The sequence below is a fragment of the Bacillus sp. SIMBA_154 genome, from assembly GCF_046536015.1.
Lineage (GTDB): Bacteria > Bacillota > Bacilli > Bacillales > Bacillaceae > Bacillus > Bacillus pumilus_P.
Genome location: NZ_JAWJBV010000011.1, coordinates 66,676 through 86,885 on the forward strand (window position 1 = coordinate 66,676; position 20,210 = coordinate 86,885).

Below are 20,210 nucleotides of genomic sequence, written 5' to 3' on the forward strand. Positions count from 1 at the left end.
TACTTTAGTTTAAAGGCAAAATCAATTATTCACCTTTATTTTTTTTGATGATTTCTTCACTGATGCTCTTAGGCACTTCTTCATAGTGATCCATGTGCATAGTGAAAGTACCGCGTCCTTGTGTGTTAGAACGGAGTGCAGTTGCATATCCGAACATTTCAGAAAGTGGAACCATAGCGCGAACAACTTGAGCGTTACCGCGTGCTTCCATACCTTCTACACGTCCACGACGAGATGTGATATCACCCATGATGTCTCCCATGTATTCTTCAGGGATAACGACTTCTACTTTCATCATTGGCTCAAGTAGAACTGGGTTACATTTGCTGACAGCATTTTTCAATGCCATAGACGCAGCAATTTTAAACGCCATTTCGTTAGAGTCAACATCGTGGTATGATCCATCAAATAATTTAGCTTTGATGTCGATTAATGGGAATCCAGCTAATACACCATTTTCAAGTGAATCTTCAAGACCTGCTTGAATAGCTGGGATGTATTCACGAGGAACAACCCCACCAACGATTGCATTTTGGAATTCGAAGCCTGCGCCTTCTTCGTTTGGTTCGAATTCGATCCAAACGTGTCCGAACTGACCGCGTCCACCAGACTGACGTACGAATTTACCTTCAACTTTTGCACCAGAACGGAATGTTTCACGGTACGCAACTTGAGGAGCTCCTACGTTAGCTTCAACCTTGAACTCACGCTTCATACGGTCAACAATGATATCAAGGTGAAGCTCACCCATACCAGAGATGATCGTTTGACCAGTTTCAGTGTTTGTTTGTGTACGGAATGTTGGATCCTCTTCAGCTAGTTTAGCTAAAGCGATACCCATTTTATCTTGGTCAGCCTTAGATTTAGGCTCGATTGCTACATCGATAACTGGCTCTGGGAAATCCATAGACTCAAGGATAACAAGGCTTTTCTCGTCACATAGAGTGTCACCAGTTGATGTATCTTTAAGACCTACAGCTGCTGCGATATCCCCTGCGTAAACAGTAGAGATTTCTTCACGGCTGTTTGCGTGCATTTGAAGGATACGTCCAACACGTTCACGCTTGTTCTTAGAAGAGTTCTTCACGTAAGAACCAGAATCAAGTGTTCCAGAGTATACGCGGAAGAAAGTTAGTTTCCCAACATAAGGGTCAGTCATAACTTTAAATGCAAGGGCTGAGAATGGTGCGTCATCAGTAGACTCACGTACAACCTCTTCATTTGTATCTGGCAAGGTACCTTTGATTGCAGCAACATCAGTTGGTGCAGGAAGGTAATCAAGCACAGCGTCAAGTACAAGCTGAACACCTTTGTTTTTGAAAGCAGATCCAACAAGAACTGGATAGAATTCAACATTCAATGTTCCTTTACGGATTGCAGCTTTCAATTCAGGAATTGTAATTTCTTCACCCTCAAGGTATTTTTCCATAAGCTCTTCATCAAGCTCAGCCACAGCTTCAATTAAGCTGCTGCGAAGCTCTTCAGCTTTGTCTTTATACTCAGCAGGGATTTCTTTTGCATCAGAGCGAGTTCCAAGGTCATCTTCGTAGAAGTATGCTACGTTTTCTACAAGGTCGATGATTCCTTCGAATTGGTCTTCAGCACCGATCGGCAATTGAATTGCATGAGCGTTTGCTTGAAGACGATCTCTTAATGTACCTACAGAGTAAAGGAAGTCCGCACCGGTTTTATCCATTTTGTTAACGAATACGATACGAGGTACTCCGTAAGTTGTTGCTTGGCGCCAAACTGTTTCAGTTTGTGGCTCTACACCTGATTGTGCATCAAGAACAGCTACCGCACCATCAAGTACACGTAAAGAACGTTCAACTTCAACAGTGAAGTCTACGTGTCCTGGTGTATCGATGATGTTTACACGGTAACCTTTCCATTGTGCTGTAGTAGCAGCAGAAGTGATTGTAATACCACGTTCTTGCTCCTGCTCCATCCAGTCCATTTGTGAAGCTCCTTCGTGAGTTTCACCAATTTTATGGATACGACCAGTGTAGTACAAGATACGCTCAGTCGTTGTCGTTTTACCGGCATCGATGTGAGCCATGATACCAATATTACGAGTTTTGTCTAAGGAGAACTCTCTTGCCATTGGGTAATTTCTCCTTCCTTATTAGGGAATAGTTTTTTTAGTTTGGTATAAATCCTACCAGCGGTAGTGAGCGAATGCTTTGTTCGCTTCTGCCATTTTGTGTGTATCTTCACGTTTCTTCACAGCAGCACCAGTGTTGTTAGCTGCGTCAAGGATTTCGTTAGCAAGACGCTCTTCCATCGTTTTTTCTCCACGAAGACGAGCGTAGTTAACTAACCAGCGAAGACCTAAAGTCGTACGACGGTCTGGGCGAACTTCTACAGGTACTTGGTAGTTAGCTCCACCTACACGACGTGCTTTCACTTCAAGAACTGGCATGATGTTTTTCAAGGCTTGTTCGAAAACCTCCATCGCTTCATTACCAGTACGTTCTTTGATGATATCAAATGACTTGTAGAGTATTGTTTGAGATTTTCCTCTTTTACCGTCGATCATCATTTTGTTGATCAAACGAGATACAAGTTTAGAATTGTAAATTGGATCTGGCAAAACGTCTCTTTTTGCTACAGGACCTTTACGTGGCATCTGAATAGCCTCCCTTCTCTTTTAAAAGGATTTCTATCTGTCTCTCATCTCAATTTCATTGTCAGTTCCCTGACTCCACTGATCTGATATTAACTTCTAAAAACCCTTATGTTTGTTTATATTATTTGCTTTGTTTAGGGCGTTTTGTTCCGTATTTAGAACGTCCTTGCATACGACCGTCAACTCCGGCAGTATCAAGCGCACCACGAACGATGTGGTAACGTACACCCGGTAAGTCTTTTACACGTCCGCCACGGATAAGTACTACACTGTGCTCTTGTAGGTTATGACCGATACCAGGAATGTAAGCTGTTACTTCAATCAGGTTAGACAAACGTACACGAGCATATTTACGTAGTGCTGAGTTTGGTTTTTTCGGTGTCATTGTACCGACACGAGTACAAACCCCGCGTTTCTGTGGAGATGTTACGTTAGTGTGCTCTTTTTTGAAACTGTTGTATCCTTTGTTAAGTGCAGGAGACTTTGAGTTTTCAACTTTACTCACGCGTCCTTTGCGTATTAGCTGATTAATTGTAGGCATGTTGTTATTCCTCCCTTCATTACTTTTTTTATAACCCACATACCCAGGTGGTTCATCAAAAGGCAAAAAACAATGCTTTTGCATTTAAAGCATGCAAAAACAAACAAGTACGTTATAACATAATGGCAACAGCTGCTGCCCCAACTTCAATTCCGCAGGCCTTGCCGAGCTTTTTCATGGAATCTACCACTAAAATGTCTACACCCTTCTCTTGCGCTAGTTTCATTACACTAGCTGTTAAAGCAGGATCAGCATCTTTCGCTACGACGATTTCCTTTACTGAATCTCGTTTTAGAGCTTTTACTGTTTGCTTCGTACCAATAATAATGGACTGAGCCTGTGATACTTTATCATAAGACATCGAATATCCTCCAAAGTAACAGGTTTTATTTTGAGCACCTTGGTTATATTATCATCATGGCAGAAGGATGTCAATATCGTATGACAGATTATCTTGACATCCTTCACCATTTTTTGATGATTTTTATGGAAATCTTTTGAGAAAGATTACTCTACAGGAACCATGTCGTCAGTCGGCTGCACTTGTGAAACCGGCTTAACTTTACGGTAGTTTGGCATTCCCGTTCCAGCAGGAACAAGTTTACCAATGATAACATTCTCTTTCAAGCCAAGCAGTTCATCGCGTTTTCCTTTGATCGCCGCATCAGTTAGGACACGAGTCGTTTCTTGGAAGGATGCAGCAGACAAGAATGAGTCTGTTTCAAGTGATGCTTTTGTAATACCAAGAAGAACTGGACGGCCTGTTGCAGGACGCTTGCCTTCGAATAGAACTTTTTTGTTCGCTTCAGTGAATTGATGTACATCAAGAAGTGTGCCTGGCAATACATCTGTATCCCCTGCATCAGCGACACGCACTTTGCGAAGCATTTGGCGAACCATTACCTCTACGTGTTTATCTCCGATTTCTACCCCTTGCATACGGTATACTTTTTGTACTTCATGAAGCAGATATTCTTGAACAGCTGTCATGTCAGTCACTTTTAGAAGCTCTTTCGGATCGATAGAACCTTCTGTCAGTACTTGACCACGAGTGACTTTGTCACCTTCAACAACTTTCAGACGTGCATTGTAAGGAGCTGTGTAAGAACGAGTTTCAACTTCGCCTTGAACCACAATTTCCTGCTGCTTGTCACGAACATCGTTGATTTCAGCAACGACACCATCAATTTCAGAGATGGTCGCTTGCCCTTTCGGATTACGCGCTTCAAATAGCTCTTGGATACGAGGTAAACCTTGTGTGATATCGTCTCCTGCTACCCCACCGGTGTGGAACGTACGCATTGTAAGCTGTGTTCCTGGCTCACCGATCGATTGTGCAGCGATGATTCCAACTGCTTCACCAACTTCGACGTCAGTACCAGTTGCAAGGTTACGGCCGTAGCATCGTTTACATACACCATGAGGCGTGTTACATGTAAATGCAGAACGGATCCATACTTCTTCAATACCTGCTTCAACTACTTCAAGTGCTTTATCTTCATCAATTAGCTCGTTTTCACCCACAATGACTTCGCCCGTTTCAGGATGAACAATTGGTTTTCTTGCAAAACGTCCGATAAGACGTTCTTCAAGTTTCTCAATAATTTCATTTCCTTCTTTAATGGACTTCGCCAAGATTCCACGGTCTGTACCGCAATCTGTTTCACGGATGATGACATCCTGTGCAACGTCAACGAGGCGACGCGTGAGATAGCCTGAGTCAGCTGTTTTAAGGGCTGTATCGGCAAGACCTTTACGCGCTCCGTGAGTGGAAATAAAGTATTCTAATACGGTTAAACCTTCACGGAAACTAGATTTAATCGGAAGTTCAATGATACGTCCAGCCGGGTTGGCCATCAGACCACGCATACCAGCCAGCTGAGTGAAGTTAGATGCGTTACCACGCGCTCCAGAGTCACTCATCATGTAGATCGGGTTGACTTCATCAAGGGACTTCATCAGTTTACCTTGGATGACATCTTTAGAAGAACTCCAGATTGAAATCACTCTCTCATAACGCTCTTCTTCTGTAATCAAACCACGTCTGAATTGCTTCAAGACGTTATCTACTTTGGCTTGTGCTTCTTCAAGGATTTTCTGCTTATCATCTAATACGACGATATCAGATACACCAACGGTAATACCGGCTTTAGTAGAATATTTGAACCCAAGATTTTTCATGCGGTCAAGCATTTTAGAAGTCTCAGTGATGTGGAATCTCTTAAAGATTTCCGCAATGATCTTTCCTAAAATACCTTTTTTGAACGGCGCATTGATTTCTTGTTTCTCGATCGCAGCTTTTACATCCTCACCTTTTTCAAGGAAGAAACGATCAGGTGTTTTTTCTTCAATATTGCTCTTAGTCGGCTCATTCATGTATGGGAATGATTCCGGTAAGATTTCGTTAAAGATCAGTTTTCCAACTGTTGTAATCAACAATTTAGAACGCTGTTCATCAGTGAATGTCACATTCTTCAACGAGCTAGCTGCAACAGCTACACGTGTATGAAGATGCACATAACCATTTTGATAAGCTAGAAGGGCTTCATTCGTATCTTTGAAGACCATACCTTCTCCGATAGCACCTTTACGCTCAAGTGTTAGGTAGTAGTTACCAAGCACCATATCCTGAGATGGCGTAACAACTGGTTTTCCATCTTTCGGGTTCAAAATGTTTTGAGCAGCAAGCATTAAGATACGAGCCTCAGCTTGAGCTTCGGCAGATAATGGTACGTGAACCGCCATTTGGTCACCGTCAAAGTCAGCGTTGTAGGCTGTACATACAAGTGGATGCAGACGAATTGCGCGTCCTTCCACAAGTGTAGGTTCAAACGCTTGAATACCAAGTCTGTGAAGAGTTGGTGCACGGTTTAGTAAGACTGGATGCTCGCGAATAACTGATTCTAAAACATCCCATACTTCCGGCTGCACGCGCTCAATTTTACGCTTCGCGCTCTTAATGTTGTGGGCTAATCCTTTTTCAACAAGCTCCTTCATCACAAATGGTTTGAATAATTCAAGAGCCATTTCTTTCGGAAGTCCACACTGATACATTTTCAAATGTGGTCCTACGACGATAACGGAACGTCCAGAATAGTCAACACGTTTACCAAGCAAGTTTTGACGGAAACGCCCTTGTTTCCCTTTCAGCATGTGAGAAAGAGATTTCAATGGTCTATTTCCTGGTCCTGTTACTGGTCGACCTCTACGTCCATTATCAATCAAGGCATCGACAGCTTCTTGAAGCATACGCTTCTCGTTCTGAACGATGATGCTTGGCGCGCCAAGATCTAATAAACGTTTCAGACGATTGTTACGGTTGATGACACGACGATAAAGGTCGTTCAAGTCAGAAGTAGCAAAACGTCCACCATCAAGCTGAACCATTGGACGTAATTCTGGTGGAATAACCGGAAGTACATCAAGGATCATCCAAGACGGTTTGTTTCCTGAGTTACGGAAGGCTTCTAACACTTCAAGGCGTTTGATCGCACGTGTACGACGCTGTCCTTGGGCTGTTTTCAGCTCTTCTTTCAGTGTATCCACTTCTTTTACAAGATCGATATCTTGAAGAAGTTTGTTGATTGCTTCAGCACCCATAGCTGCTTGGAACGTATTACCGTATTTATCTAAATAAGCACGGAATTCTTTCTCAGAAAGAAGTTGTTTCTTCTCAAGCGGTGTGTTGCCCGGATCTGTCACGACGTAAGAAGCGAAGTAGATCACTTCTTCTAACGCACGTGGTGACATATCAAGAACAAGACCCATACGGCTTGGGATACCTTTGAAATACCAAATGTGGGAAACTGGGGCAGCCAGTTCGATATGCCCCATTCTCTCACGACGGACTTTTGCCCGTGTTACTTCTACACCACAACGGTCACATACAACACCCTTATAACGAACACGTTTATACTTTCCACAATGACATTCCCAGTCTTTTTGCGGTCCGAAGATACGTTCACAAAAGAGACCATCTTTTTCAGGTTTCAGTGTACGATAGTTAATCGTTTCAGGCTTTTTCACTTCACCAAAAGACCAAGAACGGATTTTATCAGGTGATGCGAGACCGATGTTCATATACTCAAAATTGTTCACATCTAGCAAGGGGCCTACCTCCCTTTTAATCTTCGGGTTATACCCTAGTCACTTGCTCTAATCGTTTCTGCTATTCTTTTGTGACTGCGTCACGTTCAAGATCGACAGGTGCGAGGTCTGCAGCATCTTCGTCATTAGATAACGCTAATCCGTCTGCTTTCTTCGTTTCCTCATCGTCTTCTAAATCTCTCATTTCTATCTCTTCTTCATCACCAGATAGGATTTTGACATCCATACCTAAACTTTGAAGTTCTTTGATTAACACTTTGAATGATTCAGGGACACCTGGTTCAGGTACGTTATCCCCTTTGACGATGGCTTCGTATGTTTTCACACGACCCACAACGTCATCCGATTTAACCGTTAAGATTTCTTGAAGTGTGTATGCAGCACCGTAAGCTTCCAGTGCCCATACTTCCATCTCTCCGAAACGCTGACCGCCAAACTGTGCTTTACCGCCAAGTGGCTGCTGCGTAACAAGTGAGTATGGTCCAGTTGAACGAGCGTGAAGTTTATCGTCAACCATGTGAGCCAGTTTGATCATATACATGATTCCGACAGATACACGGTTGTCGAATGGTTCACCAGTTCGACCATCATAAAGGACTGTTTTTGCATCACGGGACATTCCTGCTTCTTCAAGCGTTTCCCAAACATCTTCCTCACGAGCACCATCAAATACTGGTGACGCAATGTGGATGCCAAGGTAACGTGCGGCCATACCCATATGAAGCTCGAGCACCTGACCGATGTTCATACGAGATGGTACCCCTAGAGGGTTTAACATGATATCAATCGGCGTTCCATCTGGAAGATACGGCATATCTTCTTCTGGAAGGATTTTAGAGATAACCCCTTTGTTACCATGTCGTCCGGCCATTTTGTCACCCTCAGAAATTTTACGTTTCTGAACGATGTATACGCGGACTAACTGGTTCACACCTGGTGGTAATTCATCTCCATCTTCACGGTTGAAGACTTTTACATCGTGGATAATTCCGCCGCCGCCGTGTGGAACACGTAGCGACGTATCACGAACTTCACGAGCCTTTTCACCGAAGATTGCATGTAATAGACGTTCTTCAGCTGTCAGTTCTGTTACACCTTTAGGCGTTACTTTCCCTACTAGAAGGTCTCCGTCTTTTACTTCTGCACCAATACGGATGATACCGCGCTCGTCAAGGTTGCGTAAAGCATCTTCCCCAACGTTTGGAATATCACGTGTGATTTCTTCTGGTCCAAGCTTTGTATCACGAGCTTCTGATTCATATTCTTCAATATGGATAGAAGTATAGACGTCATCTTTTACAAGGCGCTCACTCATAATGATCGCATCCTCGTAGTTGTAACCGTCCCATGTCATGAAGCCGACCATCACGTTACGTCCTAGAGCCAATTCACCTTTTTCCATAGAAGGACCGTCTGCAAGGATTTCTCCTTTAACGACTTCATCTCCAACACTTACGATTGGACGCTGATTGTAGCAAGTCCCTTGGTTAGAGCGGACAAATTTCAGCAAGCTGTATTTGTCTAGGTTTCCTTTGACTTGTTGTCCGTCAACGTCTTCATAGCGACGAACCCAAATATTTTTCGCTTCAACACGTTCTACAACACCTGGGTAGCGGCAGATGACAGCAGCACCAGAGTCTTTCCCTGATACATACTCCATACCTGTACCAACAATCGGTGATTCCGGCTGCATCAAAGGCACAGCCTGACGCTGCATGTTCGCTCCCATTAGAGCACGGTTAGAGTCATCGTTTTCTAAGAATGGGATACATGCTGTCGCCGCAGAAACAACCTGCTTTGGCGAAACGTCCATGTAGTCAACGCGGTTTCGAGGAACAACTGTGTTTTCCCCTCTGAAACGAGCAATGATATTATCATCGATAAACGAACCATCTTCACCTAATATAGCGTTCGCTTGTGCTACAACGTAGTTATCCTCTTCATCAGCAGTTAAGTAATCGATTCTCGGTGTCACTTTACCTGTTTCAGGGTCAACCCGGCGGTAAGGTGTTTCGATAAATCCGAAGCGGTTCACTTTTGCAAATGAAGATAGAGAGTTGATCAAACCGATGTTTGGACCCTCTGGTGTTTCAATCGGACACATACGGCCATAGTGAGAGTAGTGAACGTCACGAACTTCCATTCCTGCACGCTCACGTGTCAAACCACCCGGTCCAAGCGCCGACAGACGACGTTTGTGCGTCAATTCAGCAAGTGGGTTTGTTTGATCCATGAACTGAGAAAGCTGAGAGCTACCAAAGAACTCTTTGATAGAAGCGATCACAGGACGAATGTTAATCAGCTGCTGAGGTGTGATCGTGTTTGTGTCTTGGATCGACATTCTTTCACGAACAACACGCTCCATTCTGCTTAAACCAATGCGGAATTGGTTTTGCAGAAGTTCACCTACAGAACGAAGACGACGGTTACCAAGGTGATCGATATCATCTGTGTCACCTACACCATGAAGCAGGTTGAAGAAATAACTGATCGATGCAATGATGTCAGAAGGAGTGATATTTTTCACAGCTTCCTCTACGTATGCATTACCAATCACGTTGATCACTTGCTCGCCTTCTTGATCAGTTGGTGCATAAATCTTAATAGATTGAAGTTCTACTTCATCTTCTACTACGCCACCGTTCGGATAAAGTTTTCTAAATCCGATGCCGTTTTCTAAGTATGGAAGAACTTTATCAAGAACTCTTCTGTCTAAAATTTGACCTTTTTCTGCTAGAATTTCACCTGTTTCAGGATCAACTAGTGTTTCAGCCAATTTTTGATTGAACAGTCTATTTTTAATATGAAGCTTCTTATTAATCTTGTAGCGTCCAACATTTGCTAGGTCATATCTCTTCGGATCAAAGAAGCGAGAGTCTAGCAAGCTTTTCGCATTTTCAACAGTTGGCGGCTCTCCAGGACGAAGCCGCTCGTAGATTTCGAGAAGTGCTTTATCCGCATTCTCTGTATTGTCTTTTTCCAGCGTGTTGCGTAAGTATTCATTCTCGCCAATGAGGTCAAGAATCTCTTGATCAGAGCTGAAGCCGAGGGCACGCAAAAGAACCGTAACCGGCAACTTACGTGTGCGATCGATGCGTACATAGACTACATCCTTCGCATCAGTTTCGTATTCTAACCATGCGCCACGGTTTGGAATGACAGTCGCAGTAAAACCTTTTTTACCGTTTTTGTCTACTTTACCACTGAAATATACACTCGGAGAACGAACTAATTGAGAAACGATTACACGTTCCGCACCATTAATGATAAAAGTACCTGTGTCTGTCATGATTGGGAAATCACCCATGAACACATCTTGGTCTTTTACTTCTCCAGTTTCTTTGTTAATTAAACGAACTTTTACTCTTAGTGGAGCAGAGTAAGTTACATCACGTTCTTTTGATTCTGCTACAGGATACTTAGGATCCCCTAGGCTGTAATCAATGAATTCAAGAGAAAGGTTACCAGTAAAATCCTCAATTGGGGATATATCTTGAAACATCTCTCTAAGACCCTCATCAAGAAACCACTGATAAGAAGAGGTTTGAATTTCAATGAGATTTGGTAATTCTAACACTTCGCTTATGCGTGCGTAGCTTCTGCGCTGGCGGTGTCGTCCATACTGAACTAGTTGACCTGTCAACTGATTCACCCCTCAAATCATGCGTATTATATGTGTAAAAAGTATTTCTGTCTTTCAAATGTCAGTAAAGAAATACTTTTACAAGACAAAAGAAAAAAGGGTTTCTAAAATAAGAAAACCACATCCAAAAACAAATACCGATTTTATTAGTTTTCCCAAGTATGCATAATTTATACAAAATAGTTGTTTATTAAGCCTATCAAGCAAAATATACACATTGGCATTTTATAATGTTAACACAGCTAGGAAACTGCGTCAAACTTTTTTAGCTTTGATAATATAGTAGCCCTTTTTTTTCATAACGACCGCGACTTCTCCAAAGAGCTGCTCTAATTTTTCAATCGCAGATGGCCCGCCCTGCTTTTTCTGAATAACCACCCACAACTCACCTTCTGGCAATAAATGATCAGCACTTTTTTCAAAGATCGCATGTACAACTTTCTTCCCTGCCCGTATTGGGGGATTGGTCAGTATAGAGGCAAAAGCAGCTGATGAATGAACATTCGAGAACAAATCACTTTGATAGATGCGGACATTATCAATGCGATTATGCTTAGCGTTTTCCTTTGAAAGTTCGACTGCTCTTTCGTTCACATCAATCATATGAATGGTGCGTCTCGTCATTTCGTTTGCTAACGATAAGCCGATCGGTCCATAACCGCAACCGACATCTAAGACATCGCCATCCAAGTCAGGTTCTTCAAAAGCTTCAATTAATAGCCTTGAACCATAGTCGACTTCTTTCTTAGAAAACACTCCACTGTCACTTGTAAAAGTAAAGGTACGGTTTCTCAGGGTGAAGTCCCATGTCTGTTTATTGCTTTTCACTGATGGCTTTTCCGTATAATAGTGGTCACTCACGATGAATGGACCTCCTCTGGGTTCAATCGTTTCAGGAAATTAGAAAAGAAAAAGCCCGCCAGTAAAAGCGAGCTTTCTCAAAAGATTAGGCGAAGATTACTTAACTTCTACAGAAGCGCCAACTTCTTCAAGCTTAGCTTTAAGTTCTTCAGCTTCTTCTTTAGCAATACCTTCTTTAAGTGGTTTTGGCGTGTTGTCAACAAGTTCTTTAGCTTCTTTCAAGCCAAGACCAGTAATTTCACGAACCACTTTGATCACTTTGATTTTTTGGTCTCCAGCACCAGAAAGTACTAGATCAAAATCAGTTTTCTCTTCAGCAGCAGCACCACCAGCAGCAGCTACAGCTACAGGAGCAGCAGCAGTTACGCCAAATTCTTCTTCGATTGCTTTTACTAAGTCGTTTAACTCAAGTACAGTTGCTTCTTTAACTGAAGCAATGATTTCTTCGATATTTAAAGCCATTTGTAATTCCTCCATTTAAAGTTATTTTACGTAAAGTACGCATTAAGCGCCTTGTTCTTCTTTTTGATCTGCAACTGCTTTAGTAGCAAGAGCAAGGTTACGAACTGGAGCTTGAAGAACGCTAAGCAACATAGATAGTAAGCCTTCGCGAGACGGAAGTTCCGCAAGAGCCTTCACTTCTTCTACAGTCGCTACGTTTCCTTCGATGACACCAGCTTTGATTTCTAAAGCTTCGTGGCTTTTCGCAAATTCGTTGATGATTTTCGCAGGTGCGATAACATCTTCGTTACTGAATGCGATAGCGTTTGGACCTGTTAAGAAATCGTTTAAACCAGTTAGTTCAACTTGTTCAACTGCACGGCGAGTCAAAGTGTTTTTGTAAACTTTGAATTCTACGCCAGCATCACGAAGTTGCTTACGAAGTTCAGTCACTTCAGAAACTGAAAGACCACGGTAATCTACAATTACAGTAGACATACTGTCTTTAAATTTAGAAGTAATTTCATCAACGACTACTTTTTTAGTATCGATTGCATTGCTCATGGTTACACCTCCTGTACATTCTTTGTGTAACACTTATACCGATCAGGCCATCACGTTCCTAACGAACGGTTCTCCATATAAAAAGCCTCCATTAAGACATGGAGGCTGTATATACAAGCATACGTTAACGTAAGACTGTGACATATACACCTCGGCGGGTTAATTAAGCCATAAGGCCCCTGCTGTCTACGGTATAAATGGACATTATTCTATTTTACAACATTTTGATATTATCAAAACGGTTGTGATAAGTCAAGAATTATTTTGCAGAGAAAGAAGATGGATCCACTTTCACGCCAGGGCCCATAGTAGATGTAACAGAAACGTTTTTCACGTATACACCTTTAGCCGCTGCAGGTTTTGCTTTAAGGATTGTGTCATAGATTGTTGCAAAGTTCTCAACAAGCTTTTCGTCCTCGAAAGAAACCTTTCCGATTGGCGCGTGGATGTTACCAGCTTTATCAACGCGGTATTCTACTTTACCAGCTTTGATTTCATTGATTGCTTTTTCTACTTCGAATGTAACAGTTCCTGTTTTAGGGTTTGGCATAAGACCTTTTGGTCCAAGTACACGACCGATCTTACCAACTTCACCCATCATGTCAGGTGTCGCAACGATTACATCGAAATCGAACCAACCTTGTTGGATTTTTGTGATGTAATCAGAATCTCCAACGTAGTCTGCTCCAGCAGCTTCTGCTTCTTTTGCTTTTTCGCCTTTAGCGAACACAAGAACGCGTTGAGTTTTACCAGTTCCGTTAGGAAGTACAACTGCACCGCGGATTTGTTGATCGTTTTTACGAGGGTCTACGCCCAAACGAAAAGCAACTTCTACAGTCGCATCAAATTTCGCTGTATTTGCTTTTTTTGTAAGAGAAACAGCTTCAGCTACATCATACGCTTTAGTACGTTCGATTAGCTTAGCAGCTTCTACATACTTTTTACCTTTTTTAGCCATTATAAAAATCCTCCTTATGTGGTTTTAGCGGAATAACCTCCCACGAATAAGGGTTGCGAACTTGTCAAAACCAAACTCGCAACCCAACAAGACAAAAAATTAATCTTCGATGACAATACCCATACTGCGTGCAGTACCTTCAACCATGCGCATAGCTGATTCAACGCTGGCAGCGTTTAAGTCAGGCATTTTTGTTTCCGCGATTTCGCGTACTTTATCACGCTTAACAGTTGCCACTTTATTACGGTTAGGTTCACCAGAACCAGACTCAATACCAGCTGCTTTTTTAAGTAATACTGCAGCAGGTGGAGTTTTAGTAATAAATGTAAATGAACGGTCTTCAAAAACCGAAATTTCAACAGGAATGATAAGACCAGCTTGGTCAGCTGTACGAGCATTAAACTCCTTACAGAATCCCATGATATTAACACCGGCTTGACCTAGTGCAGGTCCAACTGGTGGAGCTGGGTTAGCTTTTCCAGCAGGAATTTGCAATTTAACAACTTTTACTACTTTTTTAGCCACGAGACACACCTCCTTAAAGTCCGTGATGTGGTAATAGGGGAATCCCCCTCCCACTCAACAACTTCATTCTTTATATGAATGACGAAATAACTAGCTAGCGATCTTGAGTGAACTCAAGACGTACCTTTGCTATATTACCACTTCTATACACTCATTTCAAGCTCTTTTGAATTACAATTTATCGATCTGCGTGAACTCAAGTTCAACAGGTGTTTCTCTACCAAACATATTAACGAATACTTTGACTTTGCTTTTATCGTAATCAATCTCTTCGATAGATCCTGTGAAGTTAGCAAATGGTCCATCGATGACCTTGACTGTTTCTTTCAGCTCAAAGTCGATTTCTGTTTTGCGCTCTTCAAGACCCATTCTCTTCAGAATGGTTTCAGCTTCGCCTGGTAATAGCGCTGTCGGCTTTGAGCCTGACCCAGCTGATCCAACGAATCCTGTCACACCCGGTGTATTACGAACAACATACCAAGAATCGTCAGTCATGACGATTTCCACTAGTACATAGCCAGGGAATACTTTCTTTTTGACCACTTTTTTCTTACCGTTTTTAAAATCAGTTTCTTCTTCCTCTGGTACGACTACACGGAAGATTTTATCCTGCATGCCCATTGATTCAACACGCTTTTCCAAGTTCGCTTTTACTTTGTTTTCATAACCAGAGTACGTATGCACAACATACCAATTCTTTTCCATTTTAGATCAGGACTATTCAGTCCTTCCCTCCCCACATTTCATAATGTCTATTTGACGAATATCGAGTACCGGTAAATATTTTCAAGCAATTGAAAAAACCCGTAAAACGGGTTTTTTGGCAAGTCATATTATGATCTATTATAGCACGTTCAGCAGACCATTATTCAAGTATTAATGAATTAATTCGATTAATTGTGAGATTCCTATATCAAGAAAAGAGAAAAAGATTGCAAAGAAGACGACTGTTAAAATAACAGTGATTGTGTAGCGGACCATTTCGTTTTTCTTTGGCCAGCTGACCTTTTTCATTTCTTTTCCGACACTTTTTAAGAAACTGATAATACGCATGTAAAAGACCTCCACAGATTAAAGAACGCAAATCTTACTTCGTTTCTAAATGTGTTTTATGTGAATTACAATTCTTGCAATATTTCTTAACTTCTAATCTTTCAGCTGCTGAAGCAACACTTTTCATTGTCGTATAATTGCGGCTTCCGCAGTCTTTACAGGCTAGAGTGATTTTTTTCCTCATATTTACACCTATTTTCTCGACATCATTTCCTTAGTACCTTATCACAGTGTCGAAAAAGCTGTCAATATAGGTTTGACTAGAGACTGATCTCGCGCAGCTCTAAATATTTCTCTAATTTTCTCTTTACTCTTTGGAGTGCGTTATCAATTGATTTCACATGACGGTTTAAATCTTCAGAAATCTCCTGATAGGATCTGCCATCAAGATAAAGCACAAGTACCTTTCTTTCCAGCTCGCTTAATAGTTCACCCATTTTCATTTCAATATCATCAAATTCTTCTTTGCTAATGATTAGATCTTCTGGGTTAAGCGCTTTAGCACCGGAAATGACATCCAACAATGTTCTGTCCGATTCTTCATCGTATATCGGCTTGTCTAATGATACATAGGAATTTAACGGGATATGTTTTTGGCGAGTAGCTGTTTTAATTGCGGTGATAATTTGGCGGGTAATACATAATTCTGCAAAAGCCTTAAATGAAGTAAGCTTGTCCTCTCTGAAATCGCGGATAGACTTATAAAGTCCGATCATTCCCTCTTGGACAATGTCCTCTCGATCCGCTCCAATCAAGAAATAAGATCTTGCTTTCGCACGTACAAAATTGCGGTATTTCGTAATTAAATAATCTAGCGCATCACTATCTCCGACATGAACCCTTTCAATGACTTGTTCATCTTCCAACTGGCAAAATTGCTCTCTGATGGACTTACCCTTGCTGTTGTTTAGATTCACTTCGATCCCCCCGACCGCACCTAGATAGAAATATTATACATTAATGGTTGAAATATCGTCAAGCTATTCCAAATTCCCACGCCGCCATTTTTCAAACGTTTTCAATACATCTTCTGACAATTCAATTTTGGATGCTGGTTTATTAGAAGTAATCTTTTTGACCCGTGTTTCAATCTTTCGTTCAATCACTTCAATCTCTCTTAAAAGCTCTCTAGCCGACTTGCGAAGAGCACCTTGCCCAAAGATCGCCCACTGTTCCGTAAAATCAGAGGTCGCCACATGTATTTGCGTCCGAATATTATTCAAATCCTGCGCCAGCTTTTCAATCCGCTCATCAGCCGTTTCATTCTCTCTTGTAAAGATGACCTCTACTCGGTGGTTTGTCCGCTTTTTCTCGATTCCTTTGACCATATGGGCATCGAATACAACAATGACTCGATACCCTGTGTATGCTTGATATTCTGCTAAATTTTGAATCAGTACGTCTCTGGCTTCTTCAAAGCTGTTTTCCTTTAAGTGCTGCAAACGAGGCCATGCACCTATCATGTTGTATCCATCGACTAAGAGGATGTCCATCTCTATTCTCCTAACGGATAACGTTTTCGATACACTTCATACATCAATAGACTAGCGGCAACTGATGCATTTAATGAAGTGACCTTCCCGGCCATTGGCAGTTTAATCAGGAAATCACATTTTTCCTTGATCAATCGACCGATTCCTTTTCCTTCACTGCCGATCACAAGAGCTAGAGGCATTGTTCCATCAAATTGTCTGTAATCCTGCTTAGCAGACGCATCTGTTCCTGCGACCCAAATTCCTCTTTCTTTCATCTCATCAAGAGCTCTTGAGAGATTGGTCACCTTTGCGACAGGAATATGCTCGATTGCCCCAGTGGATGCCTTGGCAACGGTTGTTGTCAAGCCGACTGCTCGCCTTTTCGGAATGACGATTCCATGTGCACCTACAGCATCTGCCGTACGCATAATGGACCCTAAATTATGAGGATCTTCGATTTCATCTAAAATAAGGAAAAATGGCTGTTCATTCCGTTTTTCAGCGATTTGATACAGATCGTCCAATTCCGCATATTCATATGCCGCTACTTGTGCAACGATTCCCTGGTGCTGACCTGATACCATTTGATCAAGCTTTTTCCTCGGAACATACTGAATGGTGATATTTTGCTTTTTAGCGAGTTCAATGACCTGCTGGGCTTGTCCTTTTACAGTGTTTTCTGCCATCCAGAGCTTGTATAACTCTCTATCTGACTTCAGTGTCTCAATCACTGCATTTTTCCCAATCACATAATCATGTTGCTGACTCATTTGTCTTCCTCCCTGACGTTCCGATTTCAATCGCCTGACTAATCAGCTCTTCTAAGCGTTCGTCCTGCTGTTCAATAAATAAATAACCCATGAGCGCTTCAAGCGCCGTACTATAACGATACGTTTGAACGTCTGTGTTTTTAGGCACTGTGCCAGATTTTGCATTTCTTCCTCTTTTCAGCACCGCTTCTTCCGCCTCAGTGAAAAAGCCTTGCTGCTGAAGCGTAAATAAAATAGCGGCCTGAGATTTAGCTGAAACAATCTTGCTTGCTCGTTTATGCAGCTCATTTGGTTTTGTCGCCCCCGTTTGGAGGAGGTGATGCCTCACATATACTTCAAAAATGGCATCACCCATATAAGCAAGCGCAAGTCCGTTCAACTGTTTACCGTCTTTCAGCTTTTCAAAATTCAACATGCCTATTCTCCTCTTTTCCAGCGAGTACCTTGAGGAGTGTCCTCCAATACAATATTCATGCTCTTTAACTGATCACGAATTTGATCAGACAGGGCGAAGTCACGATTTCTTCTAGCTTCATTTCGTTTCTCAATTAACGCTTCTACTTCTTCGTCAAGTGTGTGCTTTTCTTCTAATGAGAAGCCAAGAACAGATGTGATTTCTTGGAACAAGCCGATAAATGCATTGATCACTTCCTCAGAAGTATGATCATTCTCCATATAGTAATTCGCCTGCTTCGCTAGTTCAAATAAGACAGAGATGGCATTCGCAGTATTGAAGTCATCATTCATTTCAGAAATAAATGTCGCACGCTGCTCTTCAATCTTCGCCAGCCATTCGGTATTGTTGTCTGTTATATTGGTGCTGCTCTCAAGGCGATGATGTAAATTGGCATACGATGTTTTGAGTCTGTTAAAAGCACTCTTTGTACTGTCCAATAAATCAATTGAGTAATTAATAGGGTGACGGTAATGAACAGATAACATAAAGAATCGAAGTACATCTGGATCTTGTTCTTTAATAATGTCATGCACCAGCACAAAGTTGCCAAGTGATTTTGACATTTTTTCATTCTCAATATTAATATACCCGTTATGCATCCAATACTTCGCAAAAGGTTTCCCCGTCAAAGCCTCAGATTGGGCGATCTCATTCTCATGGTGAGGGAACGTTAAATCCTGTCCGCCAGCATGAATGTCGATCGTATCACCTAAATATTTTTTGACCATGGCCGAGCATTCGATGTGCCAGCCTGGGCGTCCTTCGCCCCACGGGCTATCCCATGAGATTTCCTGATCCTTTGCAGCCTTCCATAAAGCAAAGTCCAGTGCATCTCTTTTCTTTTCACCTACTCGAATACGAGCACCTGTCTTCAGTTCATCAATCGATTGATGAGAAAGCTTTCCGTAGCCTTCAAATGAACGCGTGCTGTAATACACGTCGCCATCCGCTTCATAGGCGTAGCCTTTTTCAATCAATGTGGCGATAAACGCAATGATGTCATCCATATTTTCTGTTACTCGCGGGTGAAGGTCTGCTTTTTTGCAGCCTAGTGCACTGACGTCTTCGAAGTAGGCTTGGATAAACCGATCAGCAATGGTCGGGACATCTTCCCCGAGCTCATTGGCTGCTTTGATGAGTTTATCATCCACATCTGTAAAGTTTGAGACAAAGTTCACATCATAGCCGCTGTATTCTAAATACTTACGTACAGTGTCGTATACAATCGCCGGTCGTGCATTCCCGATATGAATGTAGTTATAAACGGTTGGTCCGCACACATACATCTTGACCTTTCCTGGTTCAAGCGGGACAAATTCTTCCTTCTTACGTGTCAATGTATTAAAAATATTGATTGTCATGATTGTTCTTCCTTTCTGCTCAATGAAGCCAGCTCACGTTTTAGCTTTTCCATTTCTCGTTCCAATTCTTTAAAACGATCGGAAACTGGATCTGGCAAATCTTGATGGTTGAGATCACGATTGATTTTCTTTCCATTTTGAACGACCACGCGCCCAGGTATACCTACAACAGTGGAATGATCTGGGACGTCCTTTAACACAACAGACCCTGCACCAATCTTGGATCCTTTTCCAACTGTAATGGAACCGAGCACCTTTGCACCCGTCGCAATGAGGGCATCGTCTAAAATGGTCGGATGCCGCTTTCCCTTTTCTTTCCCTGTTCCCCCTAATGTCACGCCTTGGAAAACAGTGACGTTGTCTCCAATTTCACATGTTTCCCCAATCACGACACCCATGCCGTGATCAATGAAGAAACGTCTGCCAATGGTTGCCGCTGGGTGAATTTCAACCCCTGTGAAAAACCGGCTGACCTGAGAAATGATCCGCGCAAGAAAATACAGCTTACGTTTATAAAATGCGTGCGCGATACGATGAGCCCAAATCGCATGAAGCCCTGAATAGGTTAGCACTACTTCAATATAGCTTCTAGCAGCAGGATCTTGATCAAACACAGTATCAATATCTTCTTTCAGCATTTTGAAAAACACATGCTCCCCCCGTTCTTCCCCATCAATCTCTCTTAGGACTTGCTCTCTTTTTTTGGACAAATAAAAAACGCCTCTGCCAAACGACAGAGACGTTTTGAAAACGCGGTTCCACTCTGTTTAGAAAGCTCCTTATCTTGCAAGCTTTCTCAACTTAATCCCGTAACGGAGGGTACCG

The 20,210-nt window shown here is 42.1% G+C and carries 20 protein-coding genes and 2 other annotated features (1 of these 22 running past the window's edge); all 20 genes read right to left on the reverse strand.

Annotated elements, in window-relative coordinates:
• Positions 1-25 precede the first annotated feature (25 nt).
• Entirely contained in the window at positions 26-2,104 is a 2,079-nt protein-coding gene (gene fusA / locus R0K30_RS14855; RefSeq protein WP_099728192.1) for an elongation factor G, read from the reverse strand.
• A 54-nt stretch (positions 2,105-2,158) separates the two neighbouring features.
• Positions 2,159-2,629 carry a 30S ribosomal protein S7 gene (rpsG, locus tag R0K30_RS14860; protein ID WP_003216884.1) on the reverse strand — a complete coding sequence of 157 codons (471 nt, stop codon included), beginning with the start codon at positions 2,627-2,629 and terminating at the stop codon, positions 2,159-2,161.
• A gap of 121 nt (positions 2,630-2,750) precedes the next feature.
• Positions 2,751-3,170 (reverse strand): 30S ribosomal protein S12, encoded by a 420-nt coding sequence (rpsL, locus tag R0K30_RS14865; protein ID WP_003216962.1) that lies wholly within the window; start codon positions 3,168-3,170, stop codon positions 2,751-2,753.
• Positions 3,171-3,282: 112 nt separating this feature from the next.
• Positions 3,283-3,531, reverse strand: a complete 249-nt coding sequence (locus R0K30_RS14870; RefSeq protein WP_008345416.1) for a 50S ribosomal protein L7ae-like protein — start codon at positions 3,529-3,531, stop codon at positions 3,283-3,285.
• A 146-nt stretch (positions 3,532-3,677) separates the two neighbouring features.
• A complete protein-coding gene (gene rpoC, locus R0K30_RS14875; protein ID WP_099728193.1) occupies positions 3,678-7,277 on the reverse strand; it encodes a DNA-directed RNA polymerase subunit beta' in 3,600 nt (1,199 codons plus the stop codon).
• 61 nt (positions 7,278-7,338) lie between these two features.
• The gene (gene rpoB / locus R0K30_RS14880; protein WP_007496297.1) at positions 7,339-10,920 is read right to left on the reverse strand and encodes a DNA-directed RNA polymerase subunit beta; all 3,582 of its coding nucleotides are present in this window, start codon (positions 10,918-10,920) and stop codon (positions 7,339-7,341) included.
• A gap of 255 nt (positions 10,921-11,175) precedes the next feature.
• Positions 11,176-11,781, reverse strand: a complete 606-nt coding sequence (locus tag R0K30_RS14885) for a class I SAM-dependent methyltransferase (RefSeq protein ID WP_099728194.1) — start codon at positions 11,779-11,781, stop codon at positions 11,176-11,178.
• A 96-nt stretch (positions 11,782-11,877) separates the two neighbouring features.
• Positions 11,878-12,243, reverse strand: a complete 366-nt coding sequence (gene rplL / locus R0K30_RS14890; protein WP_034323240.1) for a 50S ribosomal protein L7/L12 — start codon at positions 12,241-12,243, stop codon at positions 11,878-11,880.
• Positions 12,244-12,285: 42 nt separating this feature from the next.
• Positions 12,286-12,786 (reverse strand): 50S ribosomal protein L10, encoded by a 501-nt coding sequence (gene rplJ, locus R0K30_RS14895; protein WP_003217048.1) that lies wholly within the window; start codon positions 12,784-12,786, stop codon positions 12,286-12,288.
• A gap of 69 nt (positions 12,787-12,855) precedes the next feature.
• Positions 12,856-12,996: a sequence feature (ribosomal protein L10 leader region), on the reverse strand.
• A gap of 49 nt (positions 12,997-13,045) precedes the next feature.
• Complete coding sequence (gene rplA / locus R0K30_RS14900; protein WP_003217271.1) at positions 13,046-13,744, reverse strand: 50S ribosomal protein L1; 699 nt, start codon at positions 13,742-13,744, stop codon at positions 13,046-13,048.
• Positions 13,745-13,843: 99 nt separating this feature from the next.
• Entirely contained in the window at positions 13,844-14,269 is a 426-nt protein-coding gene (gene rplK / locus R0K30_RS14905; RefSeq protein ID WP_003216956.1) for a 50S ribosomal protein L11, read from the reverse strand.
• Between the two features lie 171 nt (positions 14,270-14,440).
• The gene (gene nusG, locus R0K30_RS14910; RefSeq protein WP_034323246.1) at positions 14,441-14,974 is read right to left on the reverse strand and encodes a transcription termination/antitermination protein NusG; all 534 of its coding nucleotides are present in this window, start codon (positions 14,972-14,974) and stop codon (positions 14,441-14,443) included.
• Positions 14,975-15,145: 171 nt separating this feature from the next.
• Positions 15,146-15,322, reverse strand: coding sequence for a preprotein translocase subunit SecE (secE, locus tag R0K30_RS14915; RefSeq protein ID WP_008345422.1), 177 nt, complete (start codon positions 15,320-15,322; stop codon positions 15,146-15,148).
• A gap of 34 nt (positions 15,323-15,356) precedes the next feature.
• Positions 15,357-15,506, reverse strand: a complete 150-nt coding sequence (rpmG, locus tag R0K30_RS14920) for a 50S ribosomal protein L33 (protein WP_078061730.1) — start codon at positions 15,504-15,506, stop codon at positions 15,357-15,359.
• A 76-nt stretch (positions 15,507-15,582) separates the two neighbouring features.
• Positions 15,583-16,239 (reverse strand): RNA polymerase sporulation sigma factor SigH, encoded by a 657-nt coding sequence (gene sigH / locus R0K30_RS14925; protein WP_008345424.1) that lies wholly within the window; start codon positions 16,237-16,239, stop codon positions 15,583-15,585.
• Positions 16,240-16,302: 63 nt separating this feature from the next.
• On the reverse strand, positions 16,303-16,815 hold the full coding sequence (gene rae1, locus R0K30_RS14930) for a ribosome-dependent mRNA decay endonuclease Rae1/YacP (RefSeq protein WP_099728196.1): 513 nt from the start codon (positions 16,813-16,815) through the stop codon (positions 16,303-16,305).
• 2 nt (positions 16,816-16,817) lie between these two features.
• On the reverse strand, positions 16,818-17,567 hold the full coding sequence (gene rlmB / locus R0K30_RS14935; protein ID WP_099728197.1) for a 23S rRNA (guanosine(2251)-2'-O)-methyltransferase RlmB: 750 nt from the start codon (positions 17,565-17,567) through the stop codon (positions 16,818-16,820).
• Positions 17,551-17,982: a Mini-ribonuclease 3 gene (locus R0K30_RS14940; protein ID WP_034323254.1), complete on the reverse strand. Its 432-nt coding sequence runs from the start codon at positions 17,980-17,982 to the stop codon at positions 17,551-17,553. Before R0K30_RS14940 ends, rlmB begins: the two co-directional genes overlap by 17 nt.
• Positions 17,983-17,984: 2 nt before the next feature.
• Positions 17,985-19,385, reverse strand: a complete 1,401-nt coding sequence (cysS, locus tag R0K30_RS14945; protein WP_099728198.1) for a cysteine--tRNA ligase — start codon at positions 19,383-19,385, stop codon at positions 17,985-17,987.
• On the reverse strand, positions 19,382-20,035 hold the full coding sequence (gene cysE, locus R0K30_RS14950) for a serine O-acetyltransferase (RefSeq protein ID WP_034323283.1): 654 nt from the start codon (positions 20,033-20,035) through the stop codon (positions 19,382-19,384). The genes cysS and cysE overlap by 4 nt, the downstream gene beginning before the upstream one ends.
• Positions 20,036-20,117: 82 nt before the next feature.
• Positions 20,118-20,210: a binding site (T-box leader), on the reverse strand; it runs 139 nt beyond the window's last position.